Here is a 20,349-nt window from a genome sequence, read left to right on the forward strand (position 1 = left end):
GTCCAGAGTTGCTGAGAATGACATCATTACTTTAAAATGCGTCCAGGACTATATTGGTTAGTTGTTACCAATAACCAATAACCAATAACCAATAACCAATTCCCAATTACTTAGAAATAAAATGAACCCAAAAATTCCCGTCAGCCATACACACGCTGCGGATTAATCGATAGGAATAGTGCAAGTAAGCACCGCTGACACTTGTGTCGTAACCGCTTGGGAACCACTCGCCATAGGGATCGTGAACGAAGAATCCCTCGCTGTCGTAGCCGGCGGCAACTATAATGTGACCGAAAGACGTGAAATACCCGTGTATGACAGCGGGATTTCCGCTGGCTAGCCAATCTTGAACGTCATCAATAGTTGCATTCTCGGTAAAGAAATCTTGGGCACCGTAATCTTTAACAATCTTTGCTAAATCCAACGGTTCCCAGCGACTGTAATTCTTGGCGATCGCATATTCGTAAAGTTCGTCTTCATATTGCCCGGTTTTTTTGCGCCGCGGCACCCTCAAAAAGTCCAGACACATCGCTATTGAAGTTACATTGCAAGCACCTGTCGGGTTGTAAAAGTTATCCATTTGCGATCGATAAGGAACCCCCAGCCTCACAGTTGGCGGATTGGGTTTGGGATAAAGCAAAGCGCCGTCTTGAGTAATTTGAGCGTGCGGCCCGTAAACATACCAAACTCCTGAACCTTTGAAAGATTCGTTCCGCAGAGCAACTCTGACGTGGCCGCGAATCGGAGCAAAAGCAAGGAGTTCAAATTCTTTTCCTGCTGGTATTACTTGTTTTTCCGAGTCCTGAAGTTGAGAAGACGCCAGCGGTTTTGATTTAAAAATGGTGTCTCTGATCGTTTTCAGTATCAGGGGAGGTGTGGGAATGTCCCCCGGTTTGGTTTCGATCAGCTTTTTGGCTGTTACTGCTCCCAAAAAACCAGCTTCGCCGCACTTCATCAGAGTTTGAAATCGGTGGAGAGCAGCAGTAGAGAGAGGGCCAAATTTGCCGTCTACGGGAGGTTTCAGTAAACTTAGGTCAATTAGGCGGCTTTGAATTTGGCGGCTGAGTTCGTCGTCAGCAGCTATTGCTTTAGCATCGTACCTAATTTTAGAGTTGAGAAAGTTTTGTAATTTCATGCTTGCCTACCCACGTCAATCGATTTTAGATTTTAGATTTTAGATTTTAGATTTGAGAATTATGACTGCGGATAAATCCGGGTGCCCCAGACCAAATTGCTCGATCGCCAATAATTCCCAGCTTATTCTCTCAGAAAATTACGGCAATTCTATCGATTTGAGATTTGAGATTTGAGATTTGAGATTTGAGAATTACGACTGCGGATAAATCTGGGTGCCCCAGACCAAATTACTTGCTGGTCAATAATTCCCAGCTTATTCTCTCAGAAAATTACGGCAATTCTACCGATCGTCCGTACCTTAAAGGCTTTGTATTAATTATTTGATACAAAACCTTCAAGGCGAGGGCCGATCGAATTTCACGCACTATTGACTAAAAATCCCTGGTGCCGGTTGACCTTGTTTTTGCTGAATGCCGAATGCCGTTGGATGCCTCAAAAGCAAAGCGATGGTAGAATTGCCCTGCTGAGGCGATCGTCCGATTTATGCTTCGTCGGGGCGAATTACCACAACACCCATCGCGTCGGGAGATAGATATTTGACGGCGGCTTCTCGGAGATCCTGCGCCGTCTGAGCTTGGATGCAGGCGGCATAGTTGAGGGCGGGAGCGATATCTCCTAACATCGACTGATAGTAACCGTACAAACTTGCTCGATCGCTCGGAGTTTCGTTACCAAAGACAAACCGATTTGCTACTTGGGTGCGGATGCGGGAAATTTCGGCATCTGTCACCAGTTCGGTTTGGAGAGTGCGGATGTGTCCGACGATCGCAGCTTCGACTGCTGGCAAGTTTTCTGTCGGTAGTTGAGCGGAAATTGAGAATACCCCGCCCAGTCGCTGAGTCATGTTGCTGACCGAAATTGACGAGACTAGCCCTTTTTCTTCGCGCAAATCCTGAACCAAGCGAGTTGTGCGGCCGTGACCCAATATTGTCGCCAAAACGTCGAGGGCATAAGTTTCGGACAGTTCCACGAAACCTGGCACTCGCCACATCACGATCAGTCGGGCTTGCTGAAGGGCGGAGTCTACAAATTCGCGGCGGACTGTTTCTGTAAACGGCGATTCTTCGCCGTAGTTCAGGATTTGGGGTTCTGGGTGAAAGTTGCTGACAGCAGGCACATTTATTTTGTTGTTTTGTGCTGTACTTTTTGCTGCAAAACTGTCTGCAACAATTTCTATTAGTCGATCGACTGGCAAATTGCCAACAGCTACGGCTGTCATGGCCCCCGGCTGATATCTGCTGCTGTGGAAATCCCGCATTTGTTGCGCTGTCAACTGTTCGATTACGCCAGTCGGGCCGAGTACCGGTCGCTTGTAGGGCAGGACTTCAAAGGCTAATTCCATCGATCGCTGATAGGTGCGGCGGCGGGGATTGTCTTCCGATCGTCTAATTTCTTCTAACACTACCAGCCGTTCTCGATCGAAGGCGTCGTCGGGAATGCTGGCGTTGAGCAACACATCGACTTGCAGGGGAGCTAGTTCGGCAAAATCTTTAGGAGCTGTGGTGATGTAATAGTTAGTGTAATCTTGGCTGGTGGCAGCATTGGTGACAGCGCCGCGCTGCTCGATCGCGCGCTCAAATTCGCCACTGGGAATGCTGGGAGTTCCCTTAAAAATCATGTGTTCTAAAAAGTGAGCCATGCCGTTGATTTCGTCGGGTTCGACGGCTGAGCCTAAATTGAGCCACACGCTGAGGTTAACAGCATCGACCGGCAAGTGTTCGGCTATAACTGTGAGACCGTTGGGGAAATGGCGGACTGTTGGGGCGTTGAGGGGCGATCGGGAGGAGGTTTTGAGCAGGGTTGATGTCATTGCGCTTTTAAATTGATCTTGTTCTCTATATCTTAAAGCGTCTTTAACGAAGGGCTCAGGCATTCGGCATTTGGCGGGAAAAATGCAATTGGATATGGAGGGTAATCCACGCACCGAGTTTTTGGTCTCGCGGAAGAAGTCTTGTTAACGTATTTCAGCGATCGCGATCGTTAATTTATCCTAATAGTTGCCCAAGTCCTCAGTTTTTTGGTAACAACATTCGATGGAAAATCGAAGATTGAATAAAAACTTAATATTTCCACAACCAGCTTTTCAACGATTTTGGCGATCGACTTCGGGGAAAATCGGCTTAATTTTGACTGTAGCGCTGACGATATGGGCACTGTTAGCCCCCGTACTTTCCCATTACGATGCTGCGGTCGATCGAGATTATTTGTTGCGCTTAGTGGCTCCTAGCGCTAAACATTGGTTTGGCACCGACGGTTTGGGGCGAGATTTGTTGGTGCGGGTGTGGCACGGATTGGGGATATCTTTACTCGTCAGCCTGGTTTCTGTGGGTGCGGGTTTAATTGTGGGAGCGGTTTTGGGGCTGGTGGCCGGCTATTTTCGGGGGTTTCTGGAAATTGCGATCGGCACTTTGGCGGATATTTTGCTAGCTTTTCCTTCGATTTTACTGGCGATCGGCGTTGTTACCGTCACCGGGCCGAGCCTGCAAAGCGTAATTATCGCTGTCAGCGTCGTGCAAATTCCGATTTACATCCGCTTAACTCGCAGTATGGTGCTGTCTCTGCGGGAACAAGAATTTGTTTTGGCTGTCAAGGCCTTGGGCGCCAGCGACTTGCGGATTATTTTTCGCCACATTTTGCCTGGAAGTCTCGCGCCTCTAGTTGTACAAGCAACTCTTTCGACTGGTACGGCGACACTAGAAGCTGCCGGTTTGGGTTTTTTGGGTTTGGGCGCACAGCCGCCCGCCCCTGAGTTGGGGACCATGCTTTCTGATGCTTTTAAGGGCGGATACGCTCTTTCGTCTCCTTGGACGATCGTGTTTCCAGGTTTGCTGATTACCTTGACTGTTCTCGGTTTCAACCTTTTGGGGGATGGCCTGCGAGACGTTTTAGACCCCAGAGGGAATTAGAGGAGGGGTGGGGGAATTTATACTTTTTCGTTTTGCCTTCTGCCTTTTACCTTCTGCCTTCTTCCCTCTGCGTCCTCTGCGCCCTCTGCGGTTCATCCCCTCTCCTTCCTCCTCCCTCTAAAATCTAAAATCTCATCAAATAGACTGACTTGACTGATGTCACGATGTACGCGAAACTTTACATACAACTGATGTATTGCTTCTAATTATTAATAACTTATGTTAAGTTCTGACTCAAAACCTATCAATTCGTCAAAATTGATATAGCGCTTTGTCAGTCAGCCAACTCTCAAGAAGCTACTTCAGGAGGCATCGTCCCTGGCTTGCTGGTGTCGGTGTCTGTTCTCAATATTCCTATTCAGTCAGCCCGAACTATGGAAACACTAGAGTTTGTGATCTATCCAGATGGCCGCGTACAGGAAACTGTCACCGGCATTATCGGTGCTTCCTGCGCTGAGGTAACGGCTGCAATTGAAGCTCAGCTCGGCGTGGTGCTTCATCAAGAGTCAACATCTGAATATTTCACGCAAGCGCTGCATCAGTCAGCCGAAGCGACCGCCCAAGTGGCTTTTAGCGATTGGTAATTTTTTTGTTGAGTTCACTTAAATTTTTTTGGAATCACCATGTCACACTTTAGCCAAATTAAGACCCAGATCCGCAATTTGAATTCTTTGGAAGCCGCTTTAACAGACTTGAGTATCGATTGGAAGTCTGGCCCGACTGAGGTGCGCGGCTATCGCGGCCTAACCAGCACCGCTGAGGTGGTAATTGAGCAAGAAAACGGCTATGACCTAGGTTTTAGCTGGAACGGGACTGAGTATGAATTGGTGGCTGATTTGCAGTTTTGGCAGCAAGCTTGGTCTGTAGACCGTTTTCTGAATAAGGTGACTCAGCGCTACGCTTACCATACTGTGGTGAATGAAAGCGCTAAGCAGGGTTTCCAAGTTTCTGAGCAAAAGCAAAATCAAGACGGTTCGATCCGCTTGGTGGTTCAGCGCTGGTGCGCTTAGATGCGTGAAAGCTGACATCTTGCACTATGTCAGTAACAGGCAAGATGCCTGTTCCACAAGAAGAAAATTCAGTCTTTGTGGAACAGGCATCTTGCCTGTTCATAAAAGGCTTATTGAGAATGGTGCAACATCTCAGTTAAACCGGAAATTCGCTAAACACATTCGACTTCGCTCAGTGCCTTGTCGGAGTGCGTGGAGGACTTATTTACTCTTGTGGGGGTCTAAATGTCTGAGCTTTCTGGACTCGGAATAGATACAGCAAACGATCGCTCTGGTTTAGAGCCGGAGTTGGGAGGTTTTTTGCGGGATGCGCCCGATCGCTCTGGTTTTGAACCGGAATTGGGCGGCGTGTTGCGCCAAAAAGGTGTCTATGTTGATGAGATTACCTGCATTGGCTGCAAGCACTGCGCTCACGTTGCTCGCAACACTTTTTATATTGAACCGGATTACGGTCGATCGCGCGTAGTTCGACAAGACGGGGATTCTGAAGAGTTGATTGCTGAGGCGATCGACACTTGTCCGGTGAATTGCATTCACTGGGTTGATTACACCGAACTCAAGAATCTGGAAGAGGAACGCAAGGATCAGGTGATTCCTGTAGTTGGTTTTCCCGTGGAGTATGCGACGATTCGGACTGGTGTTCGCCAGCGGGAAAAAGCTAAATTGGGCGATCGTAAGTTCAAAGGTGGCCATTGAAATCCCCAATTAAAATCCACAGCTTGAAGCAATCAGGCTACAAAAACAAAGCCCGCCTGCGCGGGCTGTTTTTATACAAAATATAACTTTCACTTACTCTTAGTCCGCGTCGGCGGACTTCGTTTGTGTAGGATCGGTTTCAACCGCCGAGTCATCCGCCGAGTGATGCGCCGCCGATTATTTCAAAGGATGGTGCTCAGCGAGAATTTTCTCAACTCTAGCTTCGTCGATTCTGGCAGTTAATGTTGTTGCCTCGTTGTTATCGCGAATGGTTTTTGCTAAAGTAAAAGACGAGCCGATTGAAAAAGTTAAACCCATACCCATAAAAGCTTTCTGCCAGGGGTCTACCTGTAAATAAATGATACCTACAGTAGTTGCGGAAAGGGCAACAATAAAAGAAACCCAACACTGAAGTATCCAAGCATTAGTATCTTTTTGACGTATGATTTGTTTCTGCATAGTGCCTCTAAGTCAAATATATCTTTTGGTTGATTAACTTAAAGAATAGATAGCGTGAGTGAAGCGGTCAGGAGAGGAAGGGACAGTTTCGATAAGTGAACAGGGCGATCGGGCTTTTTACTAAAAATTAGAACGATGTAGATAGGCTTTGAGGCTCAAGGAAGACTCGCAGCGAGTGGACAGTTTTAAAACTGGACTAAGGGAGATTGATTGGGGATGATTTACTCACTTGTTTTAGGGAGCATTCTCAAAAGTTCTTTTTGGTTCTTGCAGGGCTTTACCAAACCCGACTGGTACACCTTAGCGATGAAAGGTGCTTGATTCCCCCGAATAAATCTTTGCATATTTTGTAAGGCCTTTACAAAAGCTTGTGCCACTACAACTCCACGAACATTGCCGTCGGCAAATGCAAAAAGCCGTACATTGCCTTGAGCCACGGCTAATAACTCCAAAGAACGGGTAGCGATTTTCTTGTCCTTTGTTAATACCACCCAATTGCGTTCTCCAACTATCCTCAGCCAATCCTCATCCTTCATATCTGGATCAAAATGATCGTCGTGAATTTCTACTGTAGCCCCCACATTTCGGAGTGAATCTGCCAGTTTCGTTCCTAAACATCTGTCTATGAAAAATATCTCATTCATGCTGCTACTAGCGGAAGTTCGCAGCGAATACCTTCCTCTATTTGGAGCCGATCGCAATTGTAGTCTTCGGCAAGTTCATCGATGGAATCCCCAGCTTTGTAACGTTCCGCCAGCATAGCTGTGGGAATGCCAGTTCCAGCTAAAACTGGACGACCAAAGGAGATTCTGGGGTCAATCATCACTGTTTTAGGTTCGTCGGAACCTGATAATTTGGTAAAAGGGAAGAGTTTGATAGGTAATCCAGCTTCATCTCGTACAATGCGATCGAAATAAGTTTTTAGAATCTGTCTTGCTTCCTGTTCCCTGTCGGATGCTGCAAGCTTCTGTCCGAATCTCTCAAACAAAAGAGCTATTCCCTCGATTTGAAACTCTCTTCCAGCATATAATTTAGGAGTAGAAAGATGATGGTTGATGTAGTCGAGTTCAGTGCTAAGTTGTTTTCGGGAGAAGCCAGTAGCCTTAAAAATGGCAATCAAGACATGAGCCTCTACCAAATTTGTGAAAGAAAGTAGTGTAGTTTTGGACTGGGGAAGCAGTTCAAAATTGTTGGGGTGAGGTAACTTAATCAGTGGCTCAAAGAAGCGCTTGTCCGCTTTTGTTCTCGAGAACCAGCCACCAACCCAATCTCGCAACCTATCCTTCGGCAGCCTGAGATATTGCGCTGCTTGAGGGATAGAATATATAGGAATCTCGCGCGGATCGAAGTTGTCAGTATCAAGCATAGCAGTTGTGCTAATCCTAAATACTTATATTTTTGCACAATTCGCGGGCGATCGCAAAAATCTCTCCCTTCCATACCCAGATACCCGACTTCTTCAAGAAATCGGGTATCTAAAGCAACCTAATTAACTCCTAACAGCCCTACGAATTACTTACTTTTTTGCTGAGTCTTCGCTTGTTCGATCGCAATTTCCCTCACTGCTTGGAAAGAACTCAAATTCGACGCACCCTCAATCGCCTTCACCGCCAAATCTTGAACCTGTTTCAAAGCAGAATCCAGTTGTTTCGACAAGCTAGCAAGACGCACATCTTGATTTTGAATTGTCTGCAACATCCCTTGAATTTGCAGTTCATAATTTTGCTTTTGCCCTTCGATATCTTTAGCAGACAAATCAGCCTTAACTTTAGCTTGGTAATTGCCAATATTGCGGCCGTTATCTTTCCCGTTCTTGATATTAGCTTCCAGTTCTTTCGGGAAAGCTTCTACCTTAGCTTTAACCTCAGCATAAAGTTTTTCCCGTTCCGAAATAGATTTTTCGCGTTCCGCCCACTGTTTCTCCTGTTCTTGCTGAAACTCTTCGATTTCTTGATAAAGCCTTTTCTGGCGCTGTTCGTATTCTTCGATGTCCAGATTTCGCTGAAGATTCAAATCATAATCATACAACTCTTCATCCCGCTCGCGAGCTTTTTGTTGAGTCTCATTGCGTTCTTTAATGGTCAACTTGTGGAGTTCCTGCTCTTTTTCCCAAGCTTGCCGGCGTTCCAACAATTCCTGTTCAACAGTTTCGCGCTGTTCGCTGAGTTCGCCAGCAAAAGTTTTGGCGCTTTCTTCGTACTGTTGAATTAAATTGTCCAGCGTATCTTCTGCAACATCTTCTAAACTGTGCAACTCTTGCAGTTGTTGAACTTCCTCGCCCACAGTGCGCCGCAATTCTTCGACTTTAGCAGCTTCCGAAGTTAATTTTTCAGACAACTCGCTGACAGCGCCGCCAAAGCCAAATTGCAGCAAAATCAAATTGTCGATTGTAGACTGCATTTTTTGCTTGCTTTCAATTAAATTCATTGCTTTTTTTGCTTCCGCTATTGCTAGTTCTTTGACTGCGACTTCTGCTTGAGAAAGATTTGCCGATTGGTCGTTTTGAGAAAAATTTGTAGATTGCCAGTTTTCAAGCTGCTTCAGTTGGGAATCTAATGTGGCTTTTTCCTTTTCCAACTGTTTGTAAGCTTCTAAGATTTCAGCCTTAGTATTTTTGTCACTCAATTTCGCCATTACCTTCATCTCCTAACTCTGTTAGTCCGCGAAGGCGGACTTTGTTTATGTAGTCGCGGTTTCAACCGCCGATTCTTCTTGTCAAAATTTTGGCTGCAAACCAACCTTAAGCTTTGCTAGCAAAAGCTTTCATTGCCAAATCTTGCGCTTGCTTCATCGTGGCTTGCAGTTGCGCGGAAATTTCGGCGATTTGTTCGGTTTGTCGCCCAATTGTCTGCTGTAAAGATTGCACTTTCAATTCATATCCCTGTTTGCTTCCTTCCCATTCTTTATCCACTAAATCTGCCTTGACTTTAGCTTCGCGGGAAACTTCTTGAATTGCTTCTTCTTTGGCTTTAACAAAAGCCTGTTTGAGTTCTTCTTCAAATCCGGCGGCTTTTCTTTGATTCTCTTCAAACTCCGCTTGATTGTCGCTGAGTAATTTTTCCCGTTCTGTCCAATTTTTGTCTTTTTCGCGGGTTGATTCTTGCAACTGCTGTTCTAGTTTGCGCTTCGTTTCTTCGTATTCGTCGGTTTCGATTTTGCGGGTGCGCTGTAATTCGTATTGGTAATCTGCTGTTTCACCCAGGCGATATTTGGTTGTGAGTGCAGTTTTTTCTTGAACGGCTAGATCGAATTCTTGCTGTTCTTTCCCCCAAATCTTGCGTTTTTGAGTCGTATCTTTTTCGAGAATTTCGCGCTGGTTGGCGGCATTTTGTTCGAGCAGAGTCAGTTTTTCTCGGTGTTCTTGAGTTAAAATGTGGAGGGCGTCTGCTACAACTCTGATTTGCTGCAACTGTTGCAATTGTTCGGTTTCTATTTCGATCGCGCGTTTTAATTCGTCTAACTTTGAAGATTCCGCTTTGAGTTTTTCGGAAAGTCCGCTGATGATGCTGCCGAAATCTAATTGCAAGTCGGCCAAGCCTTTGACTATGCTGTCAATTGTGTAGGTGGAAGCGACTTCGAGGAGTTGTTTGTTTTTGGCTTTTTCGGCAGATTGTTCTTTGGTTTCTACTTTTGATTCGATGTTTTTCTTGTCGGCTAAAATCTGCTGAAAGTTTTGCAAAATTTTGGCTTTGCTATCTTTGGCACTTGGTATTGTCATAATGTTTGCTTCTCCTGATTCTAACTTGTCGAGACTTTTTACAGAGACGTTTTCAGTTATCCTAAGTTGCGGAGTTGGCTGAGAATGGCTCGATATTTTCTGGCTGCGTCGGGTGTTTCTTCGGGATTGTCGATCGCGATAATTTTGAGAATTTCCCAGCAGCGATCGCACCGATTTCCTTGCCCGCAGTCGCACTCATCAATTATACTCAAAAGAGTGCCTTTTAGCAGTTGATTTTCGGCTAACAAAGCTCGGTAATTCCGCTGGACGGATTCGGCAACTAAAGTCATGTGCTGGAAGTCTTGGGTCAGACTTTCGATGTCGTTAAGTGCATCTGCCCGAATTTGGTTTAGTAGCTCAAGATTCTCTCTCAAACGGCTTTCTTGCAGGTTTGGTTTGGTTTTTAGCTTCGTTAATTTCTTCATTTCACTCTGTTGTAACAGTTATGATAAAGGCGCGATTAAATCGCGCCTTTACAACAAAATTAGAACAAGTCAGCAGTTGATTTGTCTTCGGCTGGCGGTAGCGACATACCGCCGTTGGAATTCAAAGCAATAGCATCGATTTCACTACTAGCGTGAGCAGCCATCAAGCAGGCAACTTGCTGCGCCGGCAAGTTATCTAAACACACCATAGCCCTTGTTCCTTCTAAGTCAATCATCCGCGATTGATTGCCAGAATCCGACAAAACTGCTGCTGCTTGGTCGATAACTGCCCAATCGCCCCGCTCGTTCCAAGACCATTTCAAGCTGTAGTAATTAATCGGTTTTACTACTCCGCTGTCGTCTGGTTTCTGACCGGAATGCTTGACAAATTCGGGAACAAAAATCCCGGTTGCAGGCTCTACGCCGCGAGATTGAACTGAGGCTACCAAGCGGTTAAAATCGTTCAAACTGCGGTTTTTGATGTATGTCACCATGACAACTCCTTGCGGCAATTCGCCGGTTTCTGCGACAAACCACAGTTGACCCCACAATGTGTGCGAAGTTTGACCGAGAGAACCGAAGAATTTGGAGAATTTGAGGATTGTCATGGAACACTTGGAACCGTAATCTGTATCGCCGATCGCCCATTGGCCGCTTTGGCAATTGTTACGCACTGCGATCGGGATTTCCGGTACTAGCAAAGCGTTGCTAGGTTTGGCACCAAATACTGAAAATGTAGGTCTTTCTTGTGTTTTAGTAGTCATTGTTCGTTTTTCCTTAGTTATTGATTTATGTTCTGACAATTAGGAATCGGTAATTGGGAATTGGGAACTCACAACAATCGAATTATTTTTCTTCCCTCTTCCTTCTTTCTTCTTCCTTCTTCCTTCTTCCTTCCATTACCTAATGAGATGTGTTGTCGCTTTTGGTTCTGGATAGGTATACTCAAGCATCGCCTCTTGTTGAGCTTTAATAATCCGCAGCGCGGCGAGCAAATGCTCTAATGTTTCTAGGTGCGCTGGGGAGAAGTGGATGCTGAAGCCTTCGCCATCCCGCGCGTAGCCGGGACAAACGAGTGAGGCTGAGCTTTGTTCTTCGTGGGTGGCGATGTATAGCCAGTCATCGTCTTCGAGCTTGTAATGCGTGTCTGTCCAGGTTCTCAGCATTTGCGATCTGCTCCTCCTTATTTGCTGCGTACAAGCGTTTTGACGCCCAGCGCTTCTCACTCCTCTGAATTTAAAGGCGCTATATGTAGCTGTTTCCTGGGATAATTTCCCCTTTTGACCCTACCAGGGCGGTTAAATTAGTTGATTAAACCGTCAACTAACCTCATGGTAGCCTGGGTTGATTTTCCCGTCAAGTCTTTTGTTGAATTTTTCATCAAAACAGGCTAGAATGCTTGTCAGGAGGCAAAAAACCGTGGAACAAACATTTGGAAGACTGATCCGTCAAGCTCGCAAGGACAAAGCTTACTCACAACGTGAGCTAGCTGCTATGCTAAGTGTGGATTTTACTTATTTGTCGAAGTTGGAGAACGATCGAGCGGATTATGCGCCAAAAGAGGACGTAATCCGAGCATTAGCGCGGAATCTAGACATAAACGAAGAGGAATTGATTTTCTTGGCGGGGAGACTGCCGCAGCAGTACGAAGCGCTGCTGAAGCAGAATCCGAAGGAAATGCAGGCTCTTTTCCGCCGGATGCAAGAAAATCCCGATTGGCTCAAACAGTCTTTTGAAGCGTAAGAGAGGCCCCTCATAGTGAGTATTTTTAAGCCGTATTGCTTCTATCCCAAAGAATCGATCGAGCGTTTGGCAAATGACATCCTGATGCAGATGCAGAAAACGCAAAATTTTGCTCCGAGATGGCCTTTTGATGCGACAACGGTTGCTGATTTTCTGGATTTGGGCGTAGTTTGGGAGTGCATTGAGCCGGATGAAGAAGGTGCGATCGCGGCGAGGATTTTGCCGCAGCAGCGGTTAATCGAAATCAACGAACAGATTCTCGAAAAACCGCCGGGTTTCATCGAATCGACGATCGCCCACGAAATCGGCCACTGGGTGCTACACGTCAATCAAGACGAAGCAGACGGCACTGTCGAACAGTTGGAATTAAACTTGGGCAATGAAGGAAAAACGGCGTCTGATGTCGAGGAACCGTTTGTTTGTCGGGGTGCGAGTGCTGATAATAAGGTTTTGTCGATCGAATGGCAAGCGCAATATTTTGCAAGCTGTTTGTTGATGCCTCGGTGTATTTTGGAGGAAAAAAGACAGGGACGCGATTTAACTAAGTGGTCGCATTTATACAAAATGAGAGATGAATTGGGAGTGAGCATTTCCAATTTGACCAACCGCTTGCAAGAATTCGATTGGATTTACATTCCCAAGGGAACGCGCGAGATTTATGCCGGGAAAGATGCCGCAAACGGGCAGCAGCGGTTGTTTGGATAGAATTTGATTTAATTTGAGGTTTGAGAGAGATTCTCGAATCTCAACTTTTTCAGATACAGCATATTCCAGGTTGATGAAGTACAGTAGCCACTATATTTATATTCTGTGATGTTAATATGTAGGGTGCGTCGCTCAGGCTGGAATGCCAACAGCAGACCCCAAAGAACTTGATAGAGATGTGATTTTAGCGGCTCAATGTTTGCTGGTTGCTGAAGGTGGAGAAGAGGTTGTTATTGCTACAACAAATGTGGGGCATTTGTCGAGATTTGTGGATGCTCGCGAGTGGCGGGATATTGAGTAATGGTGGATACTAAAGTTAAAATTAACAATTGAACTTGCATTTTATGCTAACCAATATTGAAATCCTGCTGGCAGCTTGTGAGGAATTAAATATCCCTTACGAAATCCTGCATCATTCCCAAAACTTGATTAGAATCAAACATAGAGAGGAAAACTATTATTTTGTCAATTACATGATGCCATTTAACAGCGCATCAATTGCACAGATTTTTAAAGACAAAGAATATACTTATCAACTCTTAAGCGGCAAAATAAATACTCCCAGAACTCTCGGTTTTGTCACGCCTCACTGCGAGGAGAAGTATAAAAAGTATTTGAGTTTCCCAGATATTGAATCAATAGTTTTAGAAGTAAACAAAAATTTCGCTTTCCCGGTGATTCTCAAAAGAAATCGCGGTGCTGGTGGCAACAATGTTTTTTTGTGTAAAACTATAGAGCAAATTAAAGAAGCCCTAGAAATTATATTTAACATCGACAGCAAAAATTATGACTATGTGGCGCTAGCTCAAGAATATATCGAAATTGCCCGCGAATATCGGGCTGTATTCTGCAAAGAAAAGCTAGTTTTGCTGTACGAGAAAGACAAATCTCAGGCTAAATTTGCGGGGAATTTAAGCCCGCTGCACTGGGAAGGTGCGAAAGCCAAACATATAATTAACCCCAATCTCATGTCTGAGATTGAAGATTTTGTTAAACCTGTTTTTGCCGAAATGGCGATTAATTATGCGGGGTTTGACATCGCGCTAGATAAAAACGGACAATATTGGTTAATAGAAATTAACTCAACTCCCAATTACGATATTTTTGTGAGAGATAACGATCGCCAAATTGTCGTAACAATGTTTAAAGGCGTCCTGGATAGCTTGATTGTTAACAAAAAGCCGTAAATACTAGATTTTAGAGATGCGCTACAATTAACTAAATCCCTATTTCAAAAAAAGTAAAAGCAATGACATCACAACTTTTAGAACTAGAGGGAACTTGGGAAGAGATTCTCGCCCAATCAGCGAAATTTGCCGATCGCCGAGTTCGCATTATTGTTCTTGCTGATGAGGAACCGCTGAAGTCAGCCGAAGAGTGTTTTCGTCAAGGATGGCACGAAGCAATGACAGGAGAGACTGTACCGCTTTCTGAGCTGTGGGAGGGAATTGATTTCGATGAATCTGTCGATCGGCAGACGTAGCGTGTTATAAATAATTAAAGTTGAGTTCTACAGAGATATTTCTGTAGCAATATATGTTAATTCAAATCTCGCTAGTAGGGAGCCTCATGGCTCCGCAGAAGGAGGATGGCTGGTACTAAAAGTTCCAGCCTCGATCGGCCAGAGGTTGAGGCTACCCTGGCAAGAATCGAAAGGCTTCAATTCGATCGCGCCTACCGCGATACCCACAGCCTGTTTTACATTGAAGGCGTTCGCAATTTCGTGCAGGTAATCGACCGCCACTTCGAGATTTCGGCAATCCTGTTCAGCGAAAAATTGCTCATAGCGCCACTTGCCCGAAAAATGGTTCGCAGCGCCCGCCGTTCCGGCATTCCAACTATTTCAGTTACTCCCGAACAATTCCGGCGCGTTTGCAAAACAGAACGCGCTTCAGGTGTCGGCGCGATCGTCCGCCAGCGGTGGTTTAAATTGGACGAGATATCGCCCCAAGCCGGTTTGTGCTGGGTAGTGCTGGAAAATGTGCGATCCCCAGGCAATTTGGGGACTTTGATCCGCACATCGGAAGCTGTGGGCGGCGCTGGGTTCATTTTCGTCGGAGGGCGTGCCGATCCGTTTGATGCAGACGCTGTGAGGGCCTCAATGGGCGGGCTGTTCGCCCAGAAGTTCGTCCGCACGGACTTCCGAACTCTGGGTGGCTGGATGCGCCATCACGGCTGTCACGGCGTCGGTGCGTCGCCTGACGGCGCTGCTGATTTTCACTCTTTCAATTATCCTCGATCGACCGTGCTGTTCCTCGGCGAAGAGCGTCAAGGCCTGACTCAGCAACAGCGGGATTTCTGCCAGCATTTAGTGCGGATTCCGATGCTAGGTGCGGCAGATTCTTTGAATCTCGGGGTAGCGGGAAGTTTGCTGATGTACGAGGTATATCGATCGCAAACTTCGCAATTTTGTAATGGGTAATGGTAATTTTAGATTTTAGATTTTAGATTTTATTAGTATCTTGAATCTAAAATCGGCAATCTAAAATTAGATCGAGCTGTCGGGTGCGTCAGGGGAGTTTCTCTAACAATTATTGAGGGTTTCGATCTCTGACGCACCTTCTTTAGATTACATCCTCTCTAATACCTTAATCCCCAACAACTCCAAACCCAACTTCAAAGTCCTCGCCGTCAAATCGCACAAAATTAACCGCGAAGTCCGCAACGGTTCCTCAGCTTCCAAGACCGGACACTGTTCGTAAAATTGATTGTATTTTTGACTCAATTCAAACAAATACTGACAAATCCGATTCGGCAACAAATCGCCGCTAACAGCATTTATCACTTCACTAAATTGCAATAAATGCTTGGCTAAAACTAACTCCGCATCCGACTGCAAAATTACTTTCGCACTAGCATCTAAATTCTCGAAATCAATCTCGCCCTTGCGGGCGATTCCTTGCACGCGCGCGCAAACATAGAGCATATAAGGTGCTGTATTGCCTTGCAAAGCGAGCATTTTGTCGTAACTAAAAGTGTAATTGCTCGCCCGGTTTTGACTCAAATCGGCATATTTAACTGCACTCAAACCAACTACGTGAGCTACGTTAGCTATAAACTCTTCAGTTTCCTGTCTTTCTTCTCTGACTAATCTCTCTTCCAAATCTTTGCGGGCGCGGACGATCGCCTCATCTAACAAATCTTGCAGCCGCACTGTATCGCCAGAACGAGTTTTCGATTTTTTGCCGTCTTCTCCCAATACCAAACCGAAGGGAACGTGGACAATTTCGACATCTTCGGGAATCCAACCGGCTTTTCTGGCTACTGCAAATACTTGGGCAAAATGGTTGGCTTGTCCTGAATCTGTGACGTAAATTAAGCGCTTTGCGCCGTCTTTTTGGATGCGGTAGCGCACTGCTGCTAAATCTGTTGTGGCGTAGTTGTAGCCGCCGTCGGTTTTTTGGACGATTAGCGGTAGCGGTTCGCCTTCTTTGTTGGTGAAACCGTCTACAAAAACACATTTTGCACCGTCACTTTCTACTAGCAAACCTAGATTGGTTAAATCTTCGACTACTGCGGGCAATAATGGATTGTAAAACGATTCCCCGCGTTCGGTTAATTTGATGTCGAGCAAATCGTAGATTACTTGGAATTCGCGACGGGATTGATCGCACAGCAATTTCCAAGCGCGGCGGGTGTCTTCGGCGCCTGCTTGCAGTTTTACTACTTCTTGGCGGGCGGTTTCTTTGAAGGTTTCGTCTGTGTCGAAGCGCTGTTTTGCTTGGCGGTAAAATGCGACTAAATCGCCTAAGTCTAGGGCGTCAGCAGTTGTTAATGCTTCGGGGTGAACTTCGCGCAAGTAGGCGATCAGCATTCCGAATTGGGTTCCCCAGTCGCCGATGTGGTTGATTCTGAGTACGTCGTGGCCGAGAAATTCGAGGGTACGGGCGATCGCATCTCCGATGATTGTCGATCGCAAATGTCCGACGTGCATTTCTTTGGCTATATTCGGACTCGAAAAGTCGATCGCGATTGTCTGAGGCGTTTTCGCCGGTTCAATCCCCAAACGCGAGTCGGCGGCGATCTCACTAATTTGCGATTCCAAATAAGCCGGTTTCAGCTTCAAATTGATAAAACCGGGCCCGGCGATTTCTGGGGTTTCGCAGATGTCGGCGATGTCGAGATTTTCGATGATTGTAGAGGCGATCGCCCGTGGGGGTTTTCCTAACTTTTTCCCCAAACTCATCGCCGCATTGCACTGAAAGTCCCCAAAGTTGGGATTGCTGGCGGCGGCTAGCATCGGATCTGCACCTGCATAACTTTCGCCGAATGCCGCGGTGAATGCTTTTTCAAATCTTGCTTTTAACTGTTGGGCGATCGAGTTCATGTTTAATATTTTGATTGGATGTTTATTTTAAACTCTAGATTCAGCACTTTTTGCCAATAATACTCTTACTACTTACGTAATTTCCCTCTCTCCCTCTCCTCCTCTCCCCCTCTCCCCCTCTCCCCAGTTACTAGGAAATTTTGTACTTAGCTTGGATCTGCTGGTGCGATCGAAAGCACTGGCAGTGCTAACACACAGTACATTTTATCACAGTTGCGATCGCTACACAAATTAAAAAATGTCACATCAAGTCCATGATCTCGATCGCTAAATAATTTAGTTAAATCGCTTACATTAAGGTATGTTAAAATTTTTTCAATGCTCCCAAAAATCCTACGAAAGGAAGTAGTTATGTTATCTCAACCTATTTTTGGCGATCGTTCTCTGACCCAAGCCTTTTATCAAGCAGTAATCGATCGCTTCTACAACGGTTTCAGTCTCTCCACCGAAGCACTATTACGAGACTGTACCCTCGGCTTCGCCCCCTGTCCCGAGGGAGTCAAAACCTTTTTCATTATCGCGCCGAGTCTCGATGCAGCAGAGCAACTAATAGAAAAAATTGACAGTATTTTGGAGCGAGTTGCCGAACTCATGGCTGGAGTCGGACAAGTTGCCCTGTGCATAGTTCCCGCCTGCAGCGAAGCAGATCGACCGGTCGATCTGCAAGACTTAGAAAAAGTTCCCCCAGATTGTCTGGCTTGCAAATTCTTTACTATTATATGTGCCGATGCTGCTGCCGATCGATAAAATTGACTGTTAGCAAGCAGCAACTCGCTGTCCAGGGGTAAACCGATGCCTTTGCCGACGCGGGGTAGATTATTTGTTAGTTACCTTCTCTGGAATTCTCGGGCAAAGAGTGCAGGTAATTCGATCGCTTGCAAGGTTGCACTCGCAATTCTTGGCAAGTCTTAAACAAGCAGGCAAAATATATATCAAATGCCCGTTTGTCAGTCGATCTGATTTTTACCTGCCGGCTCAAACAGCCGTGCATCTATTTTTTACATCCCCAATAAAGGCCATTCGATTTTAGATTTTAGATTTTGGATTTTGGATTGACCCCACGGATAAATTCGGGGGCTTGAGGATTTTAGATTTGAGATGCTTTCGATTGATTCCACGGATCGATCGCGTGGCGGGTACCACCTTTGAAATTCTCGGCCAGGAAAAAGCCGCATTAACTCTCCTAGGCGTCTCGCTTCAAAAGACAGCAGCAGGAATTAGGCGTTATCGCTGGAAAATAGAGTTTTGAAAAAAATCCGCTTGTGTTCAGAATAAGCAGAAATATTCTCAAAAATAGATAAGACTTGCACGGGTTGACCTCAGAAACCCGGTTTGTTCGTATATTTCTCGTTACTAATGCAAAATTTTCGTAGAAACCCGGTTTCTAGCCTGGTGCTTCATATTTGCGGTTCGCTGGGAACTTGACAGAAAACAGGCTGTTTGTGGGCGAGTCACAAGCTATACACAGAGCAAAACTCAACTCAAAAAAAGATGAGTTTTCCACTGGCGCGCTTGGGAGTGCAGAGCGATCGGATCGCAAGTTCATAGAATTTGTTAAAAATTTTAGTTGAAAATTTTAATTATTAAATTTTATGCCTAACATTGGCGATAAAATCTAAGATTGAAATTCTCAAATCTAAAATCAAGGAATCATGGTAAAACTGACACCGAACCCCAGCTTTAGTTTAACAATTCGGGTTGCTCTGCCGAACCAACCGGGAATGCTGGCCAGAGTCACCAGCGCGATCGCATCTGTCGGCGGCAACTTCGGCCAAATCGACTCGATCGAGGAAACCCGCGCCACTACGGTTCGCGATATCACCGTCGATGCCTCCAGTACCGAGCACGCCGAAGAAATAGTGCAAGCAGTGAAAGGACTGCCAGATATCAAAGTGATCGACGTGTACGATCGCACTTTCAACTTGCACCGCGGCGGAAAAATCAGCGTAATTAGCAAAATTTCCCTCAAACGCCAGTCGGATTTGGCAATGGCTTACACCCCTGGAGTCGGCCGCATCTGCACTGCGATCGCCAATGACCCCCAACAAGTTTACAACCTCACAATCAAACAAAATACTGTTGCCATTGTTACCGACGGTAGCGCAGTTTTGGGACTGGGAAACCTCGGCCCTGCCGCCGCACTGCCAGTCATGGAAGGCAAAGCCATGCTATTTAAAGAATTTGCAGGTATTGACGCTTTTCCTATCTGTTTGAACACCCAAGATACCGAAGAAATTATTCGTACAGTGCAGAATATCGCCCCGGTTTTTGGCGGAGTAAATCTCGAAGATATTTCTGCTCCCCGCTGTTTTGAAATCGAAGCAAGATTGCGGGAAACTCTAGATATTCCGATTTTTCATGACGACCAGCACGGCACGGCGATTGTTAGTTTGGCAGCATTAATTAATGCCTTGAAAATCGTCAAAAAATCCATATCAGAAGTGTGTATCGTGATTAACGGAGCCGGTGCGGCCGGAGTCGCGATCGCCCGCTTGCTGCGTAAAGCAGGTGCCGAAAACATCATCATGTGCGACTCCAAAGGCATCCTCTCCAAAGACCGCACGGATATGAACCCAGAAAAACTAGAATTTGCTGTGTCCTCGACCGGTACTTTGGCAGATGCGATCGCCGGTGCCGATGTATTTTTAGGCGTCAGCGCCCCAGGCGTGCTCACCCGCTTGATGGTGCGCTCGATGGCCGAGAATCCCATTGTTTTTGCAATGGCAAATCCAATTCCCGAAATTCAGCCCGAATTAATTATGGAGGATGGGGTAATCATTGCCACCGGACGCAGCGATTACCCCAATCAAATTAACAATGTTTTGGCATTTCCGGGGATATTTCGAGGTGCTTTGGACTGCAAAGCAACCACGATTACGCCCAGTATGTATTTGGAAGCAGCTTACGCGATCGCCTCTTTAGTCAGCCCTTCCCAGCTTGACAAAGAACACATTATACCGTCGGTTTTTGACGAAAGAGTGGCCATTGCTGTCGCCGGTGCAGTGCAGTTGGCCGCCCGAGCCGAAGGTATTGCCCGCGATTAATTGAAGGAAGAAGGAAGAAGGAAGAAGGAAGAAGGAAGAAGGAAGAAGGAAGAAGGAAGAAGGAAGAAGGAAGAACTTTGGAGGGAAGAAGGAAGAAGGAAGAACTTTGGAGGGAAGATACCATGTATAAATTAATGGTCTTTGTACCAGTTTTGTACTTCTTCTTTTGTGATTTTTCT

At 45.9% G+C, this 20,349-nt stretch carries 25 protein-coding genes; 14 read left to right on the forward strand and 11 right to left on the reverse strand.

Annotation, left to right across the window (positions count from 1 at the left end):
* Positions 1 to 106: 106 nt before the first annotated feature.
* Together QUA56_RS12065 and QUA56_RS12070 are read right to left on the reverse strand one after the other, a co-directional pair.
* Complete coding sequence (locus tag QUA56_RS12065) at positions 107 to 1,135, reverse strand: C39 family peptidase (protein WP_333357605.1); 1,029 nt, start codon at positions 1,133 to 1,135, stop codon at positions 107 to 109.
* 483 nt (positions 1,136 to 1,618) lie between these two features.
* On the reverse strand, positions 1,619 to 2,947 hold the full coding sequence (locus tag QUA56_RS12070; protein WP_333357608.1) for a pitrilysin family protein: 1,329 nt from the start codon (positions 2,945 to 2,947) through the stop codon (positions 1,619 to 1,621).
* A 238-nt stretch (positions 2,948 to 3,185) separates the two neighbouring features.
* Between QUA56_RS12070 and QUA56_RS12075 the strand changes: the two genes are divergently transcribed.
* The 4 genes from QUA56_RS12075 to QUA56_RS12090 all read left to right on the forward strand — a co-directional run bounded on the left by QUA56_RS12075 (position 3,186) and on the right by QUA56_RS12090 (position 5,749).
* Positions 3,186 to 4,043 carry an ABC transporter permease gene (locus QUA56_RS12075; RefSeq protein WP_333357610.1) on the forward strand — a complete coding sequence of 286 codons (858 nt, stop codon included), beginning with the start codon at positions 3,186 to 3,188 and terminating at the stop codon, positions 4,041 to 4,043.
* A gap of 374 nt (positions 4,044 to 4,417) precedes the next feature.
* Positions 4,418 to 4,627, forward strand: coding sequence for a DUF2997 domain-containing protein (locus tag QUA56_RS12080; protein ID WP_333357613.1), 210 nt, complete (start codon positions 4,418 to 4,420; stop codon positions 4,625 to 4,627).
* Between the two features lie 39 nt (positions 4,628 to 4,666).
* Positions 4,667 to 5,053 carry a DUF1257 domain-containing protein gene (locus QUA56_RS12085; RefSeq protein WP_333032116.1) on the forward strand — a complete coding sequence of 129 codons (387 nt, stop codon included), beginning with the start codon at positions 4,667 to 4,669 and terminating at the stop codon, positions 5,051 to 5,053.
* Between the two features lie 225 nt (positions 5,054 to 5,278).
* A complete protein-coding gene (locus tag QUA56_RS12090; protein WP_333357616.1) occupies positions 5,279 to 5,749 on the forward strand; it encodes a ferredoxin in 471 nt (156 codons plus the stop codon).
* Between the two features lie 177 nt (positions 5,750 to 5,926).
* Here the strand turns inward: QUA56_RS12090 and QUA56_RS12095 are convergent, their stop codons facing one another.
* From QUA56_RS12095 to QUA56_RS12130, 8 genes are all read right to left on the reverse strand, one after another.
* A complete protein-coding gene (locus QUA56_RS12095) occupies positions 5,927 to 6,208 on the reverse strand; it encodes a YiaA/YiaB family inner membrane protein (protein ID WP_333357619.1) in 282 nt (93 codons plus the stop codon).
* Positions 6,209 to 6,429: 221 nt separating this feature from the next.
* Positions 6,430 to 6,852, reverse strand: coding sequence for a PIN-like domain-containing protein (locus tag QUA56_RS12100; protein ID WP_333357622.1), 423 nt, complete (start codon positions 6,850 to 6,852; stop codon positions 6,430 to 6,432).
* The gene (locus QUA56_RS12105; protein WP_333357625.1) at positions 6,849 to 7,574 is read right to left on the reverse strand and encodes a DUF433 domain-containing protein; all 726 of its coding nucleotides are present in this window, start codon (positions 7,572 to 7,574) and stop codon (positions 6,849 to 6,851) included. The genes QUA56_RS12100 and QUA56_RS12105 overlap by 4 nt, the downstream gene beginning before the upstream one ends.
* 146 nt (positions 7,575 to 7,720) lie before the next feature.
* Entirely contained in the window at positions 7,721 to 8,842 is a 1,122-nt protein-coding gene (locus QUA56_RS12110; protein WP_333357628.1) for a hypothetical protein, read from the reverse strand.
* A 106-nt stretch (positions 8,843 to 8,948) separates the two neighbouring features.
* On the reverse strand, positions 8,949 to 9,926 hold the full coding sequence (locus QUA56_RS12115; protein ID WP_333357631.1) for a hypothetical protein: 978 nt from the start codon (positions 9,924 to 9,926) through the stop codon (positions 8,949 to 8,951).
* Between the two features lie 56 nt (positions 9,927 to 9,982).
* Positions 9,983 to 10,351, reverse strand: coding sequence for a hypothetical protein (locus QUA56_RS12120; protein ID WP_333357634.1), 369 nt, complete (start codon positions 10,349 to 10,351; stop codon positions 9,983 to 9,985).
* A 59-nt stretch (positions 10,352 to 10,410) separates the two neighbouring features.
* Positions 10,411 to 11,115 (reverse strand): hypothetical protein, encoded by a 705-nt coding sequence (locus tag QUA56_RS12125; protein WP_333357638.1) that lies wholly within the window; start codon positions 11,113 to 11,115, stop codon positions 10,411 to 10,413.
* Positions 11,116 to 11,250: 135 nt separating this feature from the next.
* On the reverse strand, positions 11,251 to 11,517 hold the full coding sequence (locus tag QUA56_RS12130; protein WP_333357641.1) for a hypothetical protein: 267 nt from the start codon (positions 11,515 to 11,517) through the stop codon (positions 11,251 to 11,253).
* 253 nt (positions 11,518 to 11,770) lie between these two features.
* Here QUA56_RS12130 and QUA56_RS12135 point away from each other — a divergent pair, with 253 nt between their 5' ends.
* From QUA56_RS12135 to QUA56_RS12160, 6 genes are all read left to right on the forward strand, one after another.
* The gene (locus QUA56_RS12135) at positions 11,771 to 12,094 is read left to right on the forward strand and encodes a helix-turn-helix domain-containing protein (RefSeq protein ID WP_172189318.1); all 324 of its coding nucleotides are present in this window, start codon (positions 11,771 to 11,773) and stop codon (positions 12,092 to 12,094) included.
* 15 nt (positions 12,095 to 12,109) lie between these two features.
* Positions 12,110 to 12,799: an ImmA/IrrE family metallo-endopeptidase gene (locus tag QUA56_RS12140; RefSeq protein WP_242716182.1), complete on the forward strand. Its 690-nt coding sequence runs from the start codon at positions 12,110 to 12,112 to the stop codon at positions 12,797 to 12,799.
* Between the two features lie 142 nt (positions 12,800 to 12,941).
* Entirely contained in the window at positions 12,942 to 13,100 is a 159-nt protein-coding gene (locus QUA56_RS12145; protein ID WP_333357643.1) for a hypothetical protein, read from the forward strand.
* 43 nt (positions 13,101 to 13,143) lie between these two features.
* Positions 13,144 to 13,986 carry a YheC/YheD family protein gene (locus tag QUA56_RS12150; protein ID WP_333357646.1) on the forward strand — a complete coding sequence of 281 codons (843 nt, stop codon included), beginning with the start codon at positions 13,144 to 13,146 and terminating at the stop codon, positions 13,984 to 13,986.
* 62 nt (positions 13,987 to 14,048) lie between these two features.
* Positions 14,049 to 14,282 (forward strand): hypothetical protein, encoded by a 234-nt coding sequence (locus QUA56_RS12155; protein ID WP_333357648.1) that lies wholly within the window; start codon positions 14,049 to 14,051, stop codon positions 14,280 to 14,282.
* A gap of 105 nt (positions 14,283 to 14,387) precedes the next feature.
* A complete protein-coding gene (locus QUA56_RS12160) occupies positions 14,388 to 15,221 on the forward strand; it encodes an RNA methyltransferase (protein WP_333357651.1) in 834 nt (277 codons plus the stop codon).
* A 147-nt stretch (positions 15,222 to 15,368) separates the two neighbouring features.
* Here the strand turns inward: QUA56_RS12160 and argS are convergent, their stop codons facing one another.
* Positions 15,369 to 17,126 (reverse strand): arginine--tRNA ligase, encoded by a 1,758-nt coding sequence (gene argS, locus QUA56_RS12165; protein WP_333357654.1) that lies wholly within the window; start codon positions 17,124 to 17,126, stop codon positions 15,369 to 15,371.
* 351 nt (positions 17,127 to 17,477) lie between these two features.
* Here argS and QUA56_RS12170 point away from each other — a divergent pair, with 351 nt between their 5' ends.
* The 4 genes from QUA56_RS12170 to QUA56_RS12185 all read left to right on the forward strand — a co-directional run bounded on the left by QUA56_RS12170 (position 17,478) and on the right by QUA56_RS12185 (position 20,305).
* Positions 17,478 to 17,873: a hypothetical protein gene (locus QUA56_RS12170; RefSeq protein WP_333357657.1), complete on the forward strand. Its 396-nt coding sequence runs from the start codon at positions 17,478 to 17,480 to the stop codon at positions 17,871 to 17,873.
* A gap of 361 nt (positions 17,874 to 18,234) precedes the next feature.
* Complete coding sequence (locus QUA56_RS12175) at positions 18,235 to 18,375, forward strand: hypothetical protein (RefSeq protein ID WP_333357660.1); 141 nt, start codon at positions 18,235 to 18,237, stop codon at positions 18,373 to 18,375.
* 403 nt (positions 18,376 to 18,778) lie between these two features.
* Positions 18,779 to 20,170: a malic enzyme-like NAD(P)-binding protein gene (locus tag QUA56_RS12180; protein WP_333357662.1), complete on the forward strand. Its 1,392-nt coding sequence runs from the start codon at positions 18,779 to 18,781 to the stop codon at positions 20,168 to 20,170.
* Positions 20,171 to 20,305, forward strand: coding sequence for a hypothetical protein (locus QUA56_RS12185; protein ID WP_333357664.1), 135 nt, complete (start codon positions 20,171 to 20,173; stop codon positions 20,303 to 20,305).
* The last annotated feature ends 44 nt before the right edge of the window (positions 20,306 to 20,349 follow it).

Origin of the sequence: Microcoleus sp. N3A4, assembly GCF_036701805.1 — a bacterium.
Lineage (GTDB): Bacteria > Cyanobacteriota > Cyanobacteriia > Cyanobacteriales > Microcoleaceae > Microcoleus.

Bases quoted from the DNA above. Each gene is read 5' to 3' on its own strand.
- QUA56_RS12105 (WP_333357625.1), bottom strand. From the start codon at position 7,574: ATGCTTGATACTGACAACTTCGATCCGCGCGAGATTCCTATATATTCT.
- QUA56_RS12080 (WP_333357613.1), top strand. From the start codon at position 4,418: ATGGAAACACTAGAGTTTGTGATCTATCCAGATGGCCGCGTACAGGAA.
- QUA56_RS12155 (WP_333357648.1), top strand. From the start codon at position 14,049: ATGACATCACAACTTTTAGAACTAGAGGGAACTTGGGAAGAGATTCTC.
- QUA56_RS12085 (WP_333032116.1), top strand. From the start codon at position 4,667: ATGTCACACTTTAGCCAAATTAAGACCCAGATCCGCAATTTGAATTCT.
- QUA56_RS12065 (WP_333357605.1), bottom strand. From the start codon at position 1,135: ATGAAATTACAAAACTTTCTCAACTCTAAAATTAGGTACGATGCTAAA.
- QUA56_RS12115 (WP_333357631.1), bottom strand. From the start codon at position 9,926: ATGACAATACCAAGTGCCAAAGATAGCAAAGCCAAAATTTTGCAAAAC.
- QUA56_RS12170 (WP_333357657.1), top strand. From the start codon at position 17,478: ATGTTATCTCAACCTATTTTTGGCGATCGTTCTCTGACCCAAGCCTTT.
- QUA56_RS12090 (WP_333357616.1), top strand. From the start codon at position 5,279: ATGTCTGAGCTTTCTGGACTCGGAATAGATACAGCAAACGATCGCTCT.
- QUA56_RS12180 (WP_333357662.1), top strand. From the start codon at position 18,779: ATGGTAAAACTGACACCGAACCCCAGCTTTAGTTTAACAATTCGGGTT.
- argS (WP_333357654.1), bottom strand. From the start codon at position 17,126: ATGAACTCGATCGCCCAACAGTTAAAAGCAAGATTTGAAAAAGCATTC.
- QUA56_RS12125 (WP_333357638.1), bottom strand. From the start codon at position 11,115: ATGACTACTAAAACACAAGAAAGACCTACATTTTCAGTATTTGGTGCC.
- QUA56_RS12095 (WP_333357619.1), bottom strand. From the start codon at position 6,208: ATGCAGAAACAAATCATACGTCAAAAAGATACTAATGCTTGGATACTT.
- QUA56_RS12110 (WP_333357628.1), bottom strand. From the start codon at position 8,842: ATGGCGAAATTGAGTGACAAAAATACTAAGGCTGAAATCTTAGAAGCT.
- QUA56_RS12070 (WP_333357608.1), bottom strand. From the start codon at position 2,947: ATGACATCAACCCTGCTCAAAACCTCCTCCCGATCGCCCCTCAACGCC.
- QUA56_RS12160 (WP_333357651.1), top strand. From the start codon at position 14,388: ATGGCTGGTACTAAAAGTTCCAGCCTCGATCGGCCAGAGGTTGAGGCT.
- QUA56_RS12120 (WP_333357634.1), bottom strand. From the start codon at position 10,351: ATGAAGAAATTAACGAAGCTAAAAACCAAACCAAACCTGCAAGAAAGC.
- QUA56_RS12145 (WP_333357643.1), top strand. From the start codon at position 12,942: ATGCCAACAGCAGACCCCAAAGAACTTGATAGAGATGTGATTTTAGCG.
- QUA56_RS12100 (WP_333357622.1), bottom strand. From the start codon at position 6,852: ATGAATGAGATATTTTTCATAGACAGATGTTTAGGAACGAAACTGGCA.
- QUA56_RS12150 (WP_333357646.1), top strand. From the start codon at position 13,144: ATGCTAACCAATATTGAAATCCTGCTGGCAGCTTGTGAGGAATTAAAT.
- QUA56_RS12130 (WP_333357641.1), bottom strand. From the start codon at position 11,517: ATGCTGAGAACCTGGACAGACACGCATTACAAGCTCGAAGACGATGAC.